The sequence below is a fragment of the Kribbella antiqua genome (genome assembly GCF_004345665.1).
In the GTDB taxonomy this organism is placed as follows: domain Bacteria; phylum Actinomycetota; class Actinomycetes; order Propionibacteriales; family Kribbellaceae; genus Kribbella; species Kribbella antiqua.
This window is the reverse complement of sequence record NZ_SLWR01000010.1, coordinates 306876-323006: the sequence shown is the minus strand read 5'-3', so window position 1 is coordinate 323006 and position 16131 is coordinate 306876. Positions and strand designations below refer to the sequence as shown.

Here is a 16131-nt window from a genome sequence, read left to right as displayed (position 1 = left end):
CATGCTCTAGTGCACAAGGCGCTTTACGGTAGGTCTGTGAAGTACTTGCTGATGATCTGTGGTGACGAGTCGGCCGAGGCGCACGCCAACGACGGGTGCGGCGGGTGGTCGGAGGAGATGGAACAACGCGGCGTGGTCGAAGGAGGGGCCGGGCTGCGGCCGCCGTCCGAGGCGACGACCGTGCGGGTGCGGGACGACGAGCTGCTGCTGACCGACGGTCCGTTCGCGGAGACGAAGGAGCAGATCGGCGGGTTCGTGCTGATCAACTGCGCCGACCTCGACGAGGCCATCGAGATCGCCGCCAAGCACCCGGCGGCCGGGTACGGGACGATCCAGATCCGCCCGGTGCTGTGACCGAGGCTGTCCAGGCCCTGCTCGACCGGATCTTCCGGGACGAGTGGGGCCAGGTCGTCGCCACGCTGATCAGAGTGACCGGCAACTGGGAACTGGCGGAGGAGTGCGCGCAGGAGGCATTCGCCGCGGCACTCCAGCGCTGGCCGGAGCAGGGCGTGCCGGACCGGCCCGGTGCGTGGCTGACCACCACCGCCCGCAACCGGGCCGTCGACTGGTTGCGGCGAGAGGCTGTTGGTGCCGCCAAGCTCCAGGCAGTGGCTGCGCTGGGCTATGAGTCCGACGAGCCGTACGACGTACCGGACGACCGGCTGCGGCTTATGTTCACTTGCTGCCACCCCGCACTGGCCATGGAGGCACGGGTGGCGCTGACGCTGCGTACTCTGGCCGGACTCAGTACGGCGGAGATCGCGCGGGCGTTCCTGGTCCCGGAGACGACGATGTCGAAGCGACTCACCAGGGCCAAGCAGAAGATCCAGCACGCCGGCATCCCGTACCGGGTCCCACCTGCGCACCTACTGCCCGAGCGGACACCCGCCGTACTCGCTGTGCTCTATCTGCTGTTCAACGAGGGGTACTCCGACGTCGTGCGCAGCGGTCTGAGCAGCGAGGCCATCAGACTGGCCCGACTGCTTGTGCAGCTCATGCCGGACGAGCCGGAGGCGGCCGGGCTGCTCGCACTCATGCTGCTGCACGACGCACGCCGTGCCACCCGGCTGACCGCCGACGGCGTACTGGTGACGCTGGAGGACCAGGACCGCACCCGCTGGGACCACTCCGTCATCGCAGAAGGCGTTGCTCTCCTCGACTCAGCCTTGGCGCGAGGCGACGCCGGCCCGTACCAGGTGCAGGCCGCCATAGCCGCCTGTCACGCCACGGCCCGTACGGCGGCCGACACCGACTGGACGCAGATCGCCGCTCTGTACGGCCAGCTCAAGCAGACCCCTGTGGTCGCGCTGAACCGTGCAGTGGCCATCGGCATGGCTGACGGCCCAGCAGTCGGTCTACGCCTGGTGGAGGACCTCGCAGCTGGACCACTGGCCGGCTACCACTTACTCCCCGCCACCCGTGCTGACTTCCTGCGACGACTCGGCCGGCTGTCCGAGGCGGCTACGTCGTACAAGGAAGCGGTGGAACTCGCTACCACGGACGCTGAGCGGCGTTATCTGCAGAAGCGTCTGGAGGAGGTGTCTGTCTGAGCGGGACCCGTTCGTCGGTGGGGCGAAAGGAGAAATTCTCATGACAGACATCAGAGCTGCCGTCGCGGGGGAGCGGGCCGACCTCGCTTCGCTGCTTTCAGGGCTTTCCGCGGAGGACTGGGACAAGCCGACGCTGTGCAAGGGCTGGCGGGTCCGGGAGACGGTTGCGCACATCACCATGCCGTTCCGGCTGTCGATGCCTCGCTTCGTGCTTGGGTTGCTGCAGGCCCGAGGCAACCTCGATCGCTTCGCCGACCGCTACGCGCGCCGTACGGCGGCCGAGCTGTCGGCGGCCGAGCTGACGGAGTGCTTGCGGCAGAACCTCAACCACCCGTGGAAGCCGCCGGGCGGCGGCTACCAGGGTGCCTTGTCCCACGACGTCATCCACGGCCTCGACATCACCGTTGCCCTCGGCATCGATCGCGTCGTACCGCCGGACCGCATGCGTCTCATCCTCGACGACGTGAAACCCCGCCAGCTCAAGTACTTCGGCGTGGACCTGAGTGGCGTCCAGCTTCGTGCCACCGACCTCGACTGGACCCACGGCACCGGCACGCCGCTGACCGGCAGCGCCCAAGACCTTCTCCTCGTCCTCTGCGGCCGAACCCTCCCAGCCGGCCACCTCAGTGGCCCAGCCGCGGCCCGCTTCACCGTTGGAGTGACCCGATGATCATCAGCCTTCCCATCAAGGACCGACCACGCTCGTACGCCTTCTACCAGGAGGCTTTCGGCCTCGAGCCGACGGGCGAGCCGGACGACGACGGTATCCCCGAACCGCTCCGGTTCGTCCTATCCGACGACGTACACCTGATGCTCATCCCGATCGGGGGGTTCAAGTGGGTCCTCGGCAGCCAGCGGCGCGCGCCCCGCAACACCAGCGAATGCATCCTCTCGCTACCCCTGCCCGACGAGGCCGCAGTCGACAAGGCATTCGCACGAGCGACCACCGCCGGAGCCACTCCAGTCACCCCACCCACGCGCAAAGACTGGGGCTACATAGCCACCCTCACCGACCCCGACGGGCACCTCTGGATGCTCGAAACGGCTACGTTCTGGGGAGGTCGAAGCTAAAGGGGAATCGCATGAGCAGTCAGGTGGCGCATCATGGGGTTGCCGCGTCGCGGACCAGGGCGGTGTCGACGAACTGTTCGAACCGGACGATCAACCCGCCGCGCACGGTGAAGTGGTGCGCGACCCGGACATTCAAGGGTTTCCGGGTGGTCTTGTGGGTCGCGGTATAGCGGGCCAGGACCACGACGTTCTCGCCCTCGACGACATAGGTGTCGTCGTGGGCGGTCCAGCCGTCCCAGTCCTGGGCCAGTTTCTCCATGACTCCGCTCGTCACACCGTCGGGTGTGCGGTAGGTGCCGGCGAGTGGGAAGCCCGCCATCTCCGTCCACTCCACGTCGGGGGCGAGGGTCGCGCGCAGGGCGTCGAGATCACCTGTGGCGGAAGCGACGTATTGGCGGCGGACTACCGCGGCCGGTGCGGTGTCGTCGATTGACGTCAGCCCCACGTCATCTCCCCCTTCGCGACCTTGGTACCGAGCGAGGCGGCGATCCGCAGCCCGGCGTCCGGATAGGCGGCCAGCAGGCTTTCCTCGGCCGCGGCAGCGTCGGCAGCGTCGGTGATGGTCTTCTCGAAGAACCGCAGGTACTCACGGGTGTGCCGGATCGCGGTCGCGTCGGTGGGCGCACCGGCGACGCGGTGTCCGGCAGCGACGAAGCTGGGGTCGAGTGCCTCGAGGTCGTCGAGGACGCGGAGCCATTCCGCCCGCTGTTCCACGCTCGCGGCGTCAGCGGTCCACACGTGCAGTCCCTCGAATAGCAACACACCACCGAGCAGAGTGCGCCCTGCCCGTTCGAAGACGTACCAGGCGCGGTCGCCGAGGGCCTCGCTGCCGCGGCGCACCTCGAGCTCGACACCGTCCACTGTGACAGACGGCGTGGTCAACGGCGCGATGTCGACCAGCCGGGTCGGCAGGTTGGCGCCGAGGTGCGCCCACGCGACCAGCTTCTTCTCGTAGGTCTCGCGGATGTGGTCGATGACGTCGGCCGGTGCCGCGAACACCGCCTCCGGGAAGGCATCGGCGACGACCTCGGCGCCGAAGTAGAAGTCCGGATCTCCAGCGGTGATCAGCACCGTGGTGAGCCGCTTGCCGGAGTCGAGGACCTCGGCGACGATCCGGTGCCCGTCGGCCCGGGTGAAGGCCGCGTCCACGACGACGGCCTCCGTCTCGCCCGTCACCAGCGTGCTGGTCTTGTTCAGCGAGGTGTCGGCCGCGTCGATGATCTTGTAGGTGAGTGCGGTCATGGTTGTGTCCCTTGAGGTAGTCATTCGGAAACGGTCAGGGCGAGGTGACGGTCGATCGCGTCGGTGAGCTGAGCGGCTGTGGAGGTGGGACCGCCGAGCCGGACCACACCGGCGTCGGTGTGAAGCAGGAGGGACGGGTAGGAGCTGACCCCCAGCCGGGCGGAGCGTGCGAAATCATGCGTCGCCGCGGTCCGCCCGTCGGCTGACGCGAACCCGGTCACCACCGCATCCGCGTCCAGGCCCTGCCGCTCGGCGATGCGCCAGTACGTCGATGCCTCGGACAGGCTCAATCCGTCGAAGTAGAACGACTGTTGCATCGCCTCCGCCAACTCCAGAGCTCGCCCGGGAGCCGCCGCCCGTAACGCGGCGAACCCGGTCGCGGCCGCCGTGGAATCCATCTCGAAGCGGCCGTCGGCGATGAGCTCGCGGTAACCGGGCCCGAACTCGGCACCGGTCAGTTCGGCGATCCGGGCGTTAGCGGCCGCCACGTACGGCATGGAGCCGAGCGGCGCGACTCGGGAACCGGTGAACAGGCCCCCGCTGACGATTTCGAGTTCGACCCGCCCGGCGTTGCCGGTGGCGAAGTCGCGGATCACCGGGCCGAATCCGTAACACCAGCCGCAGTACGCATCGAACACGTAGGTCAATTTCGTTGCCATGACCCCAAGGCTAGGAAGAGTGCCCGCGCGTTTCACGGTAGCTCCGGGACGTATCATGGTGAAAATGGGACATCGCGTGCCAGACGCCATCCGGCCCGTCCGGTATGCGCCACCGCCCGGGGTGACCGGGCAGATCGAGCTCACTTCGCTGACGCGGATGCGGGTACGCGGCGGCCCAGACGAGTTCATCGCCCCGCAGCGCCTCGAATTCGACCTGCTGATCCGCGTCGAGGCGGGTAGCGCGGTACACACTGTCGACTTCACTGGCTACCCGCTCGCACCCGGCGATCTGATCTGGGTGCGTGCCGGGCAGGTGCAGCAATGGGGCGCCATCGGCGACATCGAGGGGCCGGTCTTCCTGTTCACCCCGTCCGCGATCGACACCGGCACGTGGGACCTGATCCGGTCGGCGGATGTGACCACTCCCAACCACTGGAGTGCCGTAACGGTTGCGGGGACGCCGGCGGCAGTGGCCCTCGACGCCGCGCTTGCCGCCGCCGCAATGCCGGCGCGGTCGACTGTGGAGGTCCGTGACGCCGCTCTGGCTCGTGCGCTCGCCGCCGCGCTGCTTCTCCTCGTCATGGCCGAACCGGAAGGCAGCGGCCGTCGTCCGCCCACCCACGAGGTGTTCGTCTGGTTCCGCGACGAGCTCGAGGCGAACTTCCGCACCCGGCACAAGGTCGCCGAATACGCAGCCCGCCTGGGCTATTCGACGCGCACCCTCAACCGCCTCGCCCGTGAGAACACCGGTCTCAGTGCCAAGCAGCTCATCGACGAGCGCGTCGTACTCGAGGCCAAACGCCTCCTCGCGCACGGAGCCGACCCGGTGGCACAGATCGCCGAGCAACTCGGCTACGACGATCCATCCAACTTCTCCAAGTACTTCCACCACCGCACCGGCACAACCCCAGCCAGGTTCAGAACCCGCGTCAGGCCAACCGCCGAACCCCGGGGGTGACATCCCCACAAACACAACGGGCGATCGATGTCGGCGGTCTTCGCCGGCACAGATCGCCCAGATCGGTGGCGCCCCCGGCAGGATTCGAACCTGCGCACCCGCCTCCGGAGGGCGGTGCTCTATCCCCTGAGCTACGGGGGCTCAGGAACGTGCAGAACAGTAGCAGGTAAGGCGCGGGATTCCCGAATCGGGGCGCGGTGCGTCGGGTGGGTACCGGAGGCAGGGCCGGGGGAGTCCCTGACGCGACCCTGGAAGGCCGGTGCGGCGGGATCGACTCCGGTCAGCGCGGCGTCATAGTGGTGGTAAGCCCATCAGTGAAAGGAAGTCGGTACCCATGGCTAGCAATCTGGTCCGCCCGTCCCACGGTCGTTGGATCGGCGGTGTCTGTGCCGGACTGGCTCGCCGGTTCGGTATCTCGGCGAACACGATGCGGCTCATCTTCGTCATCAGCTGCCTTCTGCCCGGCCCGCAGATCCTCATCTACGTCGTGCTCTGGATCCTGATGCCCGCGGAGCGCTGAGCCCAGCCGACCCCAGCGTCCAGGCAGACCGGCGCCACATGACAACCTGCTCCTCATGAGAGCAGGCAGGTGGCGCCGGGCGGGCGCGACGGCGGCCGCCCTGCTCCTCATCAGCAGTGTGGTCGCCAGCTGCCAGATCGGTCCCGCGCCGCCCGGTCCGGCCGAGCTCCGGACCGGCCCGCCGCCGTGGGACGCACCCCGCGACGGGGTCTCCTACATCGACAAGGCAGGCTTCGAGCGACTCCCGCTCGACTTCTCCGGCCCATCGCCGTACACAGTCGCTTTGAAAATCACCGTCGACGGCAAGCCGGTGCAGATCCCGGCCGGCATCGGCGTCGACCGCCTCCGTGCAGAGCAGGCCGCCGTCCACACCCACACCAGCGACGGCCTGATCTATGTCGAAGCCAAAACCACCTCCGAGCGCCCGACCCTCGCCCAGTTCTTCACCCTCTGGGGAGTCAAGTACGACGCCACCTGCCTAGCCGACGCCTGTAAAGCCCTGAAAGTCACCATCAACGGTGACCCAGCCCCCTGGAACGCTCCGTTGACCGCCAACTCGCGAATCCAGGTCACCGCCAGGCGCTGACGCCGTTTGCCCGGTTCGGGCGAGGGGACCGGACGGCAATGAAGGTGCTGAACGTGCGGTGGGTCGGGGTGGCGACGCAGGACTACCAGGCGATGTTCGACTTCCTGTACGGCGCGCTGGGGCTCGAGGCGGCGTTCACCGAGGAAACGACCGCCGAGTTCGTCACCGCCGAGGGTGACACCGTGCAGATCATGGCTCCGGGGAACCGGTTCTTCGGGTTCTTCACCGAGAACGCCTCCGGGCCGGTGCCACTCTTCGAGGTCGACGACGTACACACCGCCATGGCGGAACTCCGGCAGGCCGGGGTGGAACTGGTCGGGCCGCTCGGGACGGATCAGGACTGGGAGTGGATCAACGTCCGGGCACCGGACGGCAACCTGTACGAACTCGCCAGCCGAAGGTGAGCCTCCGATAAGCCGCGAGAGTGAGCGCCGTACCGGGCTGTGGATGGTGAGTCAAGGGTTTCGGGGTGGGGCCATTAGGCTGAGGCGGTGACTCCGGAACAGCTCGCTGAGAAGATCCTGCAGGTCCTGAATGCGCTCGCCGATGACGGCACCATCGCCGTCGAGGGCGGGCTGCCGCGCGAGCTGAAGGTCGAGCGACCCAAGAACCCCGAGCACGGGGACTACGCCACCAACGTCGCCATGCAGCTGGGCAAGCGCGCCGGGCTGAACCCGCGCCAGTTCGCCGAGCTCCTCGCGGCCAAGCTCCAGGACGACGAGGCGATCACCGCCGTCGAGATCGCCGGCCCCGGCTTCATCAACATCCGGGTCGCGGCCGATGCCCAGGGCAAGATCGCCCAGGCCATCCTCGACGCCGGCTCGAGCTACGGCACGAGCGACAGCCTGCACGGCCAGACGTACAACCTGGAATTCATCTCCGCCAACCCGACCGGCCCGCTGCACCTCGGCCACACCCGCTGGGCCGCCGTCGGCGACGCGCTCGCCCGCGTGTTGGCCGCCGCCGGCGCGAAGGTCACCCGCGAGTTCTACATCAACGACCGTGGCGCCCAGATGGACAAGTTCGGCGCCAGCCTGCAGGCGGCAGCGCACGGTCAGCCGATCCCCGAGGACGGCTACCACGGCGAGTACATCCTCGATCTCGCCAAGGAGATCACCAAAGAGGTCCCAGGCATCACGGAGCTCCCAGAAGACGAGCAGGTGATCGCTTTCCGCGAGGCGGGGTACGAGCGCCAGCTCAAGGAGCAGCAGTCCCAGCTCGAGCACTTCCGGACCAACTTCGACGTCTGGTTCTCCGAGCGCAGCCTGCACGAGCAGGACGGCGTCGGCCACGCGATCGACAAGCTCCGCGACCAGGGCCACCTGTACGACGCCGACGACGCGCTGTGGATGCGGACGACGGACTTCACCGACGACAAGGACCGGGTCCTGATCCGGTCCAACGGCGAGCCGACGTACTTCGCCTCGGACGCGGCCTACTACGTGAACAAGCGCGAGCGCGGGTTCGACGTCTGTATCTACCTGCTCGGCGCCGACCACCACGGGTACGTGAACCGGCTGAAGGCGATCGCGGCCTGCGCCGGTGACGACCCCGAGCACAACATCGAGATCCTGATCGGTCAGCTGGTGAAGATCCTCAAGGGTGGCGAGGAGATGCGGCTGTCCAAGCGGGCCGGCACCATCGTCACGCTGGCCGAGCTGGTCGAGGAGGGCGGTGTCGACCCGCTGCGCTACACGCTCTGCCGCTACCCGGCCGACTCACCGCTGACCCTGGACATCGAGGAGATGACCCGCCAGGCCAGCGAGAACCCGGTGTACTACGTCCAGTACGCGCACGCCCGGCTGGCGTCGATCCTCCGCAACGCCGACGAGCTAGGTATCAAGCTGGACGAGTTCGACCCCGGCCTGCTCAGTCACGAGCGCGAGGGCGACCTGCTCCGTGCGCTGGCCGAGTTCCCGCGCATCGTCGCCACCGCCGCCGAGCTGCGCGAACCACACCGGATCGCCCGCTACCTGGAGGACACGGCGTCGGCGTTCCACAAGTTCTACGACAGTTGCCGCGTGCTGCCACGCGGCGATGAGGAGGTGGAGCCTGTGCACAAGGCTCGCCTGACCCTGGTCTCCGCGACCAGGACCGTGCTCGCCAACGGGCTGGACCTGCTCGGCGTCTCCGCACCGGAGCGGATGTGAGGGCGCACGAGGCGGGCGCGCTGCACGCGGACATCGGCCACCGTGGTCCGGGCTGGCTCCGCGCGCCCCGCAACGTCAACGACCTGGTCCCGCAGCTGTGGTCGTCCACGGCCAAGAAGACCGCAGAGGGTTCGCTGGTCGTCGGCGGGGTCGACGTCCGCGACCTCGTCGCCGAGCACGGCAGTCCGTCGTACGTGCTGGACGAGGACGACTTCCGGGCCCGCGCCCGCGCGTTCAAGCACGCCTTCAAGGACTTCGACGTCTACTACGCGGGCAAGGCCTTCCTCTGTACGACGGTCGTCCGGTGGGTGATGGAAGAAGGCCTCAACCTCGACGTGTGCAGCGGGGGAGAACTCGCTGTCGCTCTGAGGGCAGGCGCCGACCCACGCAGGCTGGGGTTCCACGGCAACAACAAGTCCGAGTCGGAGCTGGCCAGAGCGATCGACGCAGGTGTCGGCCGGATCATCGTCGACTCCGAGTACGAGATCACCCGGCTGATCGAGCTCGCCGGCGAGCGCAACACGACCGCGCCGGTGATGATCCGGGTCACGGCCGGGGTCGAGGCGCACACCCATGAGTACATCGCGACCGCGCACGAGGACCAGAAGTTCGGCTTCTCCATCACCTCCGGCGCCGCCTACGAAGCCGTTGCCCGAGTCAACGAAGCACCGGAGCTGGAGCTGCTCGGCCTGCATTCGCACATCGGCTCGCAGATCTTCGACTCGTCCGGATTCGAGGTGGCGGCGAAGCGCGTGATCGCCTTGCACGCAAGGGTTTCCGAGGAGCTCGGCGTGGACATGCCGGAGCTCGACCTCGGTGGTGGCTTCGGGATCGCCTACACCACCCAGGACGATCCTTCCGACCCCGCGCAGCTCGCGACCGAGATGGGCAAGATCGTCGAGCACGAGTGCCGCGCGTTCCAGGTCGACGTCCCGAAGGTGTCGATCGAGCCCGGCCGTGCGATCGTCGGCCCGGCCGTCTGCACCGTCTACACGGTCGGCACGGTCAAGGAGGTCGAGCTCGACGCCGGCGCGTCCCGCACGTACATCTCCGTCGACGGTGGCATGAGTGACAACATCCGCGCCGCCCTGTACGACGCCGACTACTCCTGCACGCTGGCCAACCGCTACTCCGACGCCGAGCCACGCCTGGCCCGGGTCGTCGGCAAGCACTGCGAGGCCGGCGACATCGTGGTCAAGGACGAGTTCCTCCCGTCGGACGTGCGGCCCGGCGACCTGGTCGCCGTACCGGGGACGGGTGCCTACTGCCGGTCTATGGCCAGCAACTACAACCACGTACCGCGACCACCGGTGATCGCGGTCAAGGACGGTCACACGCGGATCGTCGTACGGCGGGAAACCGAAGACGATCTGCTACGCCTCGATATGGGGGACGAGTGAACGACAAACCGCTGAAGGTAGGCCTGCTCGGTTGTGGCGTGGTCGGCACCGAAGTTGTGCGGATCCTGACCGAGCAGGCTGACCACCTCGCCGCCCGGGTGGGTGCCCGCCTGGAGATCGCCGGGATCGCCGTACGGCGGCCTGGACGCGTGCGCGACATCGCGGTCGACCCGGCGCTGATCACGACCGACGCCCAGGCGCTGGTGTCGCGCGGCGACCTGGACCTGGTGATCGAGGTGATCGGCGGGCTGGAGCCGGCCCGTGGCCTGATCCTGTCCGCGCTCGAGCACGGCGCGTCCGTGGTGACGGCGAACAAAGCGCTGCTCGCCGAAGACGGGCCGACGCTGTTCGCGGCCGCGGAGAAGTACCAGCGCGACCTGTACTTCGAGGCCGCCGTGGCTGGGGCGATCCCGATCCTGCGGCCGCTGCGCGAGTCGCTCGCCGGTGACGACGTGGTCCGGGTGATGGGCATCGTCAACGGCACCACGAACTTCATCCTGGACAAGATGGACACCACCGGCGCCGGCTTCGACGAGGCGCTGGAGGAGGCCCAAGCGCTCGGGTATGCCGAGGCTGACCCGACCGCCGATATCGAGGGCTTCGATGCGGCCGCGAAGGCGGCGCTGCTGGCGAGTTTGGCCTTCCACACCAGGGTTTCCATCGCCGACGTACACCGCGAGGGCATCACCGAGGTGACCGCCACCGACATCGCCTCGGCCCGCGAGATGGGCTGCGTGGTCAAGTCGCTGGCGATCTGCGAACTGGACGAGGCGACCGACTCGGTCAGCGCCCGGGTCTACCCGGCGATGATCCCGCAGAGCCACCCGCTCGCGTCCGTCCGGGACGCTTACAACGCTGTATTCGTGGAATCCAAGGCGGCCGGCCAGCTGATGTTCTATGGTCGTGGTGCCGGCGGCGCCCCGACGGCCAGTGCTGTCCTCGGGGATCTCGTGTCCGCCGCGCGCAACCGGCTCAAGGGTGTGCCGGGGGTCGGCGAGTCGTCGTACACCCAGCGAGCCGTGCGGCCGATGGGTGACGCGATGACCCGCTACCACGTGTCGCTGGACGTGGCCGACAAGGCCGGTGTGCTGGCGGCGGTGGCCCACGCGTTCGCCGAGCACGACGTGTCGATCCAGACCGTCCGCCAGGAGGGCCGGGGCAGTGACGCGCAGCTGGTGGTGGTCACCCACACCGCGACCGACGCCGCGTTGTCCGCGACCGTGGAGACCCTGCGCGACATGGACATCGTTCGGGAAGTCAGCAGTGTCATGCGGGTAGAAGGAGACTGAGCACAATGGCTCACCAGTGGCAGGGCGTGATCGAGGAATACAGAGACCGGCTCCCCGTTTCGGCGGACACACCGGTGGTCACGCTCGGCGAGGGCGGGACGCCGCTGGTGGCCGCGCAGTGGCTGAGTGAGCAGACCGGCTGCGAGGTCTGGCTCAAGGTCGAGGGCAACAACCCGACCGGCTCCTTCAAGGACCGCGGTATGACGGTCGCGATCTCGCTCGCCGCGCAGGCCGGTGACAAGGCCGTTGTCTGCGCCTCCACTGGTAACACCTCTGCCTCCGCGGCCGCGTACGCCGTACGTGCGGGACTGCTGCCGTTGGTCGTGCTCCCGGCCGGCCGGATTGCCAAGGGCAAGCTGGCTCAGGCGATCGTGCACGGCGCGCAACTGGTGGCGATCGACGGCAGCTTCGACGACTGCATGCGGATCGTCCGCGAACTCGCGAAGAACTACCCGGTCGCCCTGGTGAACTCGGTGAACCCGGTCCGGCTGGAAGGCCAGAAGACAGCCGCCTTCGAGGTGTGCGACGCGCTCGGCGACGCCCCGGATCTGCATGTGATGCCGGTCGGCAACGCCGGGAACATCTCGGCGTACTGGAAGGGCTATCAGGAGTACGCGAAGGACAAACTGGCCACCAAGACGCCGCGCCTGTGGGGTTTCCAGGCCGAAGGCGCCGCACCGATCGTGCGCAAGAAGATCGTCGAGCACCCGGAGACCGCAGCGACCGCGATCCGGGTCGGGAATCCGGCGTCCTGGACGCTGGCCGAGGCCGCCCGGGATGAGTCCGGCGGCCGGATCGAGATGGTCACCGACGAGCAGATCCTGACCGCGCAGCGTGAGCTCGCCGCCCGCGAAGGGGTGTTCGTCGAGCCCGGCTCGGCGGCCGGCGTCGCCGGTCTGCTGCACGCGAAGGCGCAGGGCTGGCTGGACGGCGGCTCGACCGTCGTGATCACGGTCACAGGTCACGGCCTGAAGGACATCGACACCGCGCTCGACCACGCCAAGGTGAAGGAGTCGCCGGTGACGCCCGCCCACACCGACGACGTCGCCCGCGTCGCCGGCCTGATCTGATGCTGAACCAGGTACGGGTCCGGGTCCCCGCGACGAGCGCCAACCTCGGCCCCGGCTTCGACGCGTTCGGCCTCGCGCTCACCCTGTACGACGAACTGATCGTCACCCCAGGTGGATCCGGGGTCCGGGTCGAGGTGGTCGGCGCCGGTCAGGGCGAGGTCCCGCTGGACGAGTCGCACCTCGTCGTACGGTCGATTCGGGCCGGACTGCAGGCGCTCGAGGCCGAGGTGCCGGGGTTCTCGCTGCTGTGTGAGAACCAGATTCCGCACGGTCGCGGGCTGGGGTCGTCGTCGGCTGCGATCGTGGGTGGTCTGGCGGCGGCGTACGGGCTGGCCGGCGTGCAGTTGGACCGCGATCGGATTGTCGAGTTGGCGACCGAGATCGAGGGGCATCCGGACAACGTTGCAGCGAGTGCGCTTGGTGGGTTCACCATTGCCTGGACCGACGCTGGGAGTGGCCGCGCGGTCCGGCTTCAGCCGGGTGAGGCGCTGGTCGGGGTGGCTTATGTGCCGGACAACCGGGTGCTGACGAAGGAAGCGCGTGGGTTGCTGCCGAACGTCGTACCGCATGCGGATGCGGCGGCCAACGCGGGTCGTGCGGCGCTGCTCGTAGCGGCGCTTTCCGGGCGGCCGGAACTGCTGATGACCGCCACGGAGGACCGGTTGCACCAGGAGTACCGCGAGCCCGCGATGCCGGAGAGCCTTGCCCTCGTGCACAAGCTTCGGGGCAGTGGTCTGCCGGCAGTGGTGAGCGGTGCCGGGCCGACCGTGCTCGTGCTGGGCAGCCCAGTCAACCAGGCGCCACCGCCGCCGGACGGCTGGACGCGGTACGACCTGGGGATCGATCCAGTCGGCGTACAGGTCTGGTCGATGGAGTCCGGGTAGAGCCGGGAATCATTCACGACTGACACGCGTTGAACCCCTCGAGTCAGCAGAACGACCCGCAGTGGTGCTAGTCTCGACTCACCCGATCCCCTCCAGGTGATCGGTGAACTCTCGTCACGATCCGGGCTCAGCTCCCAGGTTTTGTGTGGCGACCCTCCTGTGGACAGACCTTGCGCCGCCTGCGCCGGGGATTTCCGGGGGGACTCAGATCGAGCGAGAGCCTCTTGTGCCCACGTCGCCGTTTCTCGGTCGTGGGTGATGAAACTGTCGATGCGCACATCTGACATCGACGATCCGTGTGGGAAGGACCTCACGTGACAGAAACTGTTGAAGCCTCCAGCGGCGCCGGCACCACGCCGGCCCCGGGTACCGACGCTGCGGCCACCACCGCGACGCGTCGCCGGAAGGCTGGTGGCGGCCTCGAGGGCATGCTTCTCCCCGAGCTCAAGCAGCTCGCCGGGACGCTGGGCATCAAGGGCACCGGCGCTCTGCGCAAGGGCCAGCTGATCGAGGCGATCAAGGCCGCCCAGGCCGGTGGTTCCACGGGTGCGTCGCGCCCGAAGGCGAGCCAGCCGACCCTGGACGAAGGCGCCGCCGAGGCGCCGGCGGCCAAGGCTCCCGCCAAGCGGGAGGGCGGCAGCCGGCGTAGCCGCGCCGCGGCCGAGAAGGACGCGGTCCAGAACGGCGCGCCCGCCGAGGCCGCAGCCGCCGTCGAGGCGCCGGCCGCGCAGGTCACGACCCAGAACGGCGTCGCCGCGCAGAACGGCACCGCGCAGAACGGCACCGCCCCGGCCGAGCCGAAGGCGGACCAGGCGGCGGAGGACCGCGGCAACCGGGACAACCGGAGTGACCGCGACCAGAACCGCGAGAGCCGGGACACCCAGAACCGGGACGGCAACCGCGACCGCAACCGGGACAGCCGGGACAACCGCGGCGACCAGAACCGCGACCGCAACCGGGACAACCAGAACCGGGACGGCAACCGCGACAACCAGAACCGCGACGGTGGCCAGAACCGCGACAACCAGAACCGCGAGCAGAACCGCGACCGGAACCGGCAGGACCAGAACGACCGTGGGGGCGACGAAGGCGAGGGCCGTCGCCGGCGCCGCCGGGGTCGCGACCGGGACCGCACCCGCGACAACCAGGGCGGCCCCCGGGACAACAGCCGCAACCGCGGCCGCGGCGAGCGGTTCGACCCGGAGCCGACGATCAGCGAGGACGACGTCCTCGTCCCGGCCGCCGGCATCCTCGACGTACTCGACAACTACGCGTTCGTCCGGACCAGCGGCTACCTGCCCGGCCCGAATGACGTGTACGTCGCCCTCTCGATGGTGAAGCGGTACGGCCTGCGCAAGGGCGACGCGATCACCGGTGCGGTGAAGCAGCCGCAGGAGGGTGAGCGCAAGGAGAAGTTCAACCCGCTGGTCCGGATCGACACCGTGAACGGGTCGGACCCGGAGATCGCCCGGCAGCGGCAGGACTTCAACAAGCTGACCCCGCTGTACGCGACCGAGCGGCTCCGGCTGGAGACCGAGCCCGGTGTGCTCACCACCCGGATCGTCGACATCGTCAGCCCGATCGGCAAGGGCCAGCGCGGCCTGATCGTCTCGCCGCCGAAGGCCGGTAAGACGATGGTCCTGCAGGCGCTGGCGAACGCGATCACCACGAACAACCCCGAAGTGCACCTGATGGTGGTGCTGGTGGACGAGCGGCCCGAAGAGGTCACCGACATGCAGCGCACCGTCAAGGGCGAGGTCATCGCCTCGACCTTCGACCGCCCGGCCGACGACCACACCACGGTCGCGGAGCTGGCGATCGAGCGGGCCAAGCGGCTGGTCGAGCTCGGCCACGACGTCGTCGTCCTGCTCGACTCGATCACCCGGCTGGGACGCGCGTACAACATCGCGGCGCCGGCCAGCGGCCGGATCCTGTCCGGTGGTGTCGACTCGTCCGCGCTCTACCCGCCGAAGCGGTTCTTCGGTGCCGCGCGCAACATCGAGGACGGCGGCTCGCTGACCATCCTCGCCACCGCGCTGATCGAGACCGGCTCGAAGATGGACGAGGTGATCTTCGAGGAGTTCAAGGGCACCGGCAACATGGAGCTGCGGCTGCGCCGCGAGTTCGCCGACCGCCGCATCTTCCCGGCCATCGACGTGGTCGCCTCCGGCACCCGCCGCGAGGAACTGCTGATGTCGAAGGACGAGACGCAGGTTGTCTGGAAGCTCCGGCGGGTGCTGTCGGCGCTGGACGGCCAGGCGGCGCTGGAACTCCTGATCGGCAAGCTCAAGGAGAGCAAGTCGAACATCGAGTTCCTGCTCCAGGTGAACAAGACGACACCGTCCGCAGGCGGCCGCAGCACCGACGACGGCAACTGACGGTCAGCTGAGGGCGGCCGATTCGTCATCGGACGCCCTCAGATGGCAAACTTGTGTGTTGGTTCCGGTTCACGTCCGCATCCGCGGGCGACCCGGGGCACCTGAACCTAGGAGAACCCTTGAAGAGCGACATCCACCCGACGTACGTCGACACCACGGTGACCTGCACCTGTGGCGCCACGTTCACCACGCGCTCGACCGCGGAGAACGGCGTGATCCACGCCGACGTGTGCTCGCAGTGCCACCCCTTCTACACCGGTAAGCAGAAGATTCTCGACACCGGTGGTCGGGTTGCCCGCTTCGAGAAGCGGTACGCCAAGAAGTAGCTGTCTCACCGCGCGCCGGTTCCGCATCTCTTTGCGGGACCGGCGCGC

The 16131-nt window shown here is 68.5% G+C and carries 18 protein-coding genes and 1 tRNA gene; 15 read left to right on the top strand and 4 right to left on the bottom strand.

Going from position 1 to position 16131, the window contains the following annotated elements; all coding sequences use genetic code 11:
- Window positions 1-36 precede the first annotated feature (36 nt).
- From EV646_RS27945 to EV646_RS27930, 4 genes are read left to right on the top strand one after another with little or no spacing between them, the layout of a single operon-like run.
- The gene (locus EV646_RS27945) at window positions 37-354 is read left to right on the top strand and encodes a YciI family protein (protein ID WP_132153716.1); all 318 of its coding nucleotides are present in this window, start codon (window positions 37-39) and stop codon (window positions 352-354) included.
- Window positions 351-1550 carry an RNA polymerase sigma factor gene (locus EV646_RS27940; RefSeq protein WP_132153714.1) on the top strand — a complete coding sequence of 400 codons (1200 nt, stop codon included), beginning with the start codon at window positions 351-353 and terminating at the stop codon, window positions 1548-1550. The genes EV646_RS27945 and EV646_RS27940 overlap by 4 nt, the downstream gene beginning before the upstream one ends.
- A gap of 40 nt (window positions 1551-1590) precedes the next feature.
- The gene (locus tag EV646_RS27935) at window positions 1591-2220 is read left to right on the top strand and encodes a maleylpyruvate isomerase family mycothiol-dependent enzyme (RefSeq protein WP_132153712.1); all 630 of its coding nucleotides are present in this window, start codon (window positions 1591-1593) and stop codon (window positions 2218-2220) included.
- Entirely contained in the window at window positions 2217-2621 is a 405-nt protein-coding gene (locus EV646_RS27930) for a VOC family protein (protein ID WP_132153710.1), read from the top strand. Before EV646_RS27935 ends, EV646_RS27930 begins: the two co-directional genes overlap by 4 nt.
- A gap of 31 nt (window positions 2622-2652) precedes the next feature.
- Here the strand turns inward: EV646_RS27930 and EV646_RS27925 are convergent, their stop codons facing one another.
- The 3 genes from EV646_RS27925 to EV646_RS27915 are packed head-to-tail and all read right to left on the bottom strand — an operon-like array spanning window position 2653 to window position 4522.
- Window positions 2653-3066 (bottom strand): nuclear transport factor 2 family protein, encoded by a 414-nt coding sequence (locus tag EV646_RS27925; RefSeq protein WP_132153708.1) that lies wholly within the window; start codon window positions 3064-3066, stop codon window positions 2653-2655.
- Entirely contained in the window at window positions 3057-3863 is an 807-nt protein-coding gene (locus tag EV646_RS27920) for an MBL fold metallo-hydrolase (RefSeq protein WP_132153706.1), read from the bottom strand. Before EV646_RS27920 ends, EV646_RS27925 begins: the two co-directional genes overlap by 10 nt.
- Window positions 3864-3883: 20 nt before the next feature.
- On the bottom strand, window positions 3884-4522 hold the full coding sequence (locus EV646_RS27915; protein ID WP_199237231.1) for a DsbA family protein: 639 nt from the start codon (window positions 4520-4522) through the stop codon (window positions 3884-3886).
- Between the two features lie 64 nt (window positions 4523-4586).
- On the opposite strand from EV646_RS27915, the gene EV646_RS27910 reads away from it, so the two are divergent.
- A complete protein-coding gene (locus EV646_RS27910; RefSeq protein WP_199237230.1) occupies window positions 4587-5480 on the top strand; it encodes a helix-turn-helix domain-containing protein in 894 nt (297 codons plus the stop codon).
- Window positions 5481-5546: 66 nt separating this feature from the next.
- On the opposite strand, the gene EV646_RS27905 is transcribed toward EV646_RS27910, so the two are convergent.
- A tRNA-Arg gene (locus EV646_RS27905) sits at window positions 5547-5621 on the bottom strand.
- 193 nt (window positions 5622-5814) lie between these two features.
- Between EV646_RS27905 and EV646_RS27900 the strand changes: the two genes are divergently transcribed.
- From EV646_RS27900 to rpmE, 10 genes are all read left to right on the top strand, one after another.
- Complete coding sequence (locus tag EV646_RS27900) at window positions 5815-6000, top strand: PspC domain-containing protein (RefSeq protein WP_132153704.1); 186 nt, start codon at window positions 5815-5817, stop codon at window positions 5998-6000.
- 55 nt (window positions 6001-6055) lie between these two features.
- Entirely contained in the window at window positions 6056-6586 is a 531-nt protein-coding gene (locus EV646_RS27895) for a hypothetical protein (RefSeq protein WP_241996372.1), read from the top strand.
- A gap of 53 nt (window positions 6587-6639) precedes the next feature.
- Window positions 6640-6990: a VOC family protein gene (locus EV646_RS27890; protein WP_132153702.1), complete on the top strand. Its 351-nt coding sequence runs from the start codon at window positions 6640-6642 to the stop codon at window positions 6988-6990.
- A gap of 87 nt (window positions 6991-7077) precedes the next feature.
- The gene (gene argS / locus EV646_RS27885; RefSeq protein ID WP_132153700.1) at window positions 7078-8736 is read left to right on the top strand and encodes an arginine--tRNA ligase; all 1659 of its coding nucleotides are present in this window, start codon (window positions 7078-7080) and stop codon (window positions 8734-8736) included.
- Window positions 8733-10136, top strand: a complete 1404-nt coding sequence (lysA, locus tag EV646_RS27880; protein WP_132153698.1) for a diaminopimelate decarboxylase — start codon at window positions 8733-8735, stop codon at window positions 10134-10136. The genes argS and lysA overlap by 4 nt, the downstream gene beginning before the upstream one ends.
- Window positions 10133-11425 (top strand): homoserine dehydrogenase, encoded by a 1293-nt coding sequence (locus tag EV646_RS27875; RefSeq protein ID WP_132153696.1) that lies wholly within the window; start codon window positions 10133-10135, stop codon window positions 11423-11425. Before lysA ends, EV646_RS27875 begins: the two co-directional genes overlap by 4 nt.
- Window positions 11426-11430: 5 nt before the next feature.
- A complete protein-coding gene (gene thrC / locus EV646_RS27870; RefSeq protein ID WP_132153694.1) occupies window positions 11431-12495 on the top strand; it encodes a threonine synthase in 1065 nt (354 codons plus the stop codon).
- Window positions 12495-13379: a homoserine kinase gene (gene thrB / locus EV646_RS27865; protein ID WP_132153692.1), complete on the top strand. Its 885-nt coding sequence runs from the start codon at window positions 12495-12497 to the stop codon at window positions 13377-13379. Before thrC ends, thrB begins: the two co-directional genes overlap by 1 nt.
- Window positions 13380-13693: 314 nt before the next feature.
- Window positions 13694-15757 carry a transcription termination factor Rho gene (gene rho / locus EV646_RS27860; protein ID WP_132153690.1) on the top strand — a complete coding sequence of 688 codons (2064 nt, stop codon included), beginning with the start codon at window positions 13694-13696 and terminating at the stop codon, window positions 15755-15757.
- 119 nt (window positions 15758-15876) lie between these two features.
- The gene (rpmE, locus tag EV646_RS27855; RefSeq protein ID WP_130387310.1) at window positions 15877-16083 is read left to right on the top strand and encodes a 50S ribosomal protein L31; all 207 of its coding nucleotides are present in this window, start codon (window positions 15877-15879) and stop codon (window positions 16081-16083) included.
- The last annotated feature ends 48 nt before the right edge of the window (window positions 16084-16131 follow it).

Bases quoted from the DNA above. Each gene is read 5' to 3' on its own strand.
- EV646_RS27910 (WP_199237230.1), top strand. From the start codon at position 4,587: ATGGGACATCGCGTGCCAGACGCCATCCGGCCCGTCCGGTATGCGCCA.
- thrB (WP_132153692.1), top strand. From the start codon at position 12,495: ATGCTGAACCAGGTACGGGTCCGGGTCCCCGCGACGAGCGCCAACCTC.
- EV646_RS27895 (WP_241996372.1), top strand. From the start codon at position 6,056: ATGAGAGCAGGCAGGTGGCGCCGGGCGGGCGCGACGGCGGCCGCCCTG.
- EV646_RS27935 (WP_132153712.1), top strand. From the start codon at position 1,591: ATGACAGACATCAGAGCTGCCGTCGCGGGGGAGCGGGCCGACCTCGCT.
- EV646_RS27930 (WP_132153710.1), top strand. From the start codon at position 2,217: ATGATCATCAGCCTTCCCATCAAGGACCGACCACGCTCGTACGCCTTC.
- EV646_RS27920 (WP_132153706.1), bottom strand. From the start codon at position 3,863: ATGACCGCACTCACCTACAAGATCATCGACGCGGCCGACACCTCGCTG.
- EV646_RS27900 (WP_132153704.1), top strand. From the start codon at position 5,815: ATGGCTAGCAATCTGGTCCGCCCGTCCCACGGTCGTTGGATCGGCGGT.
- EV646_RS27915 (WP_199237231.1), bottom strand. From the start codon at position 4,522: ATGGCAACGAAATTGACCTACGTGTTCGATGCGTACTGCGGCTGGTGT.
- thrC (WP_132153694.1), top strand. From the start codon at position 11,431: ATGGCTCACCAGTGGCAGGGCGTGATCGAGGAATACAGAGACCGGCTC.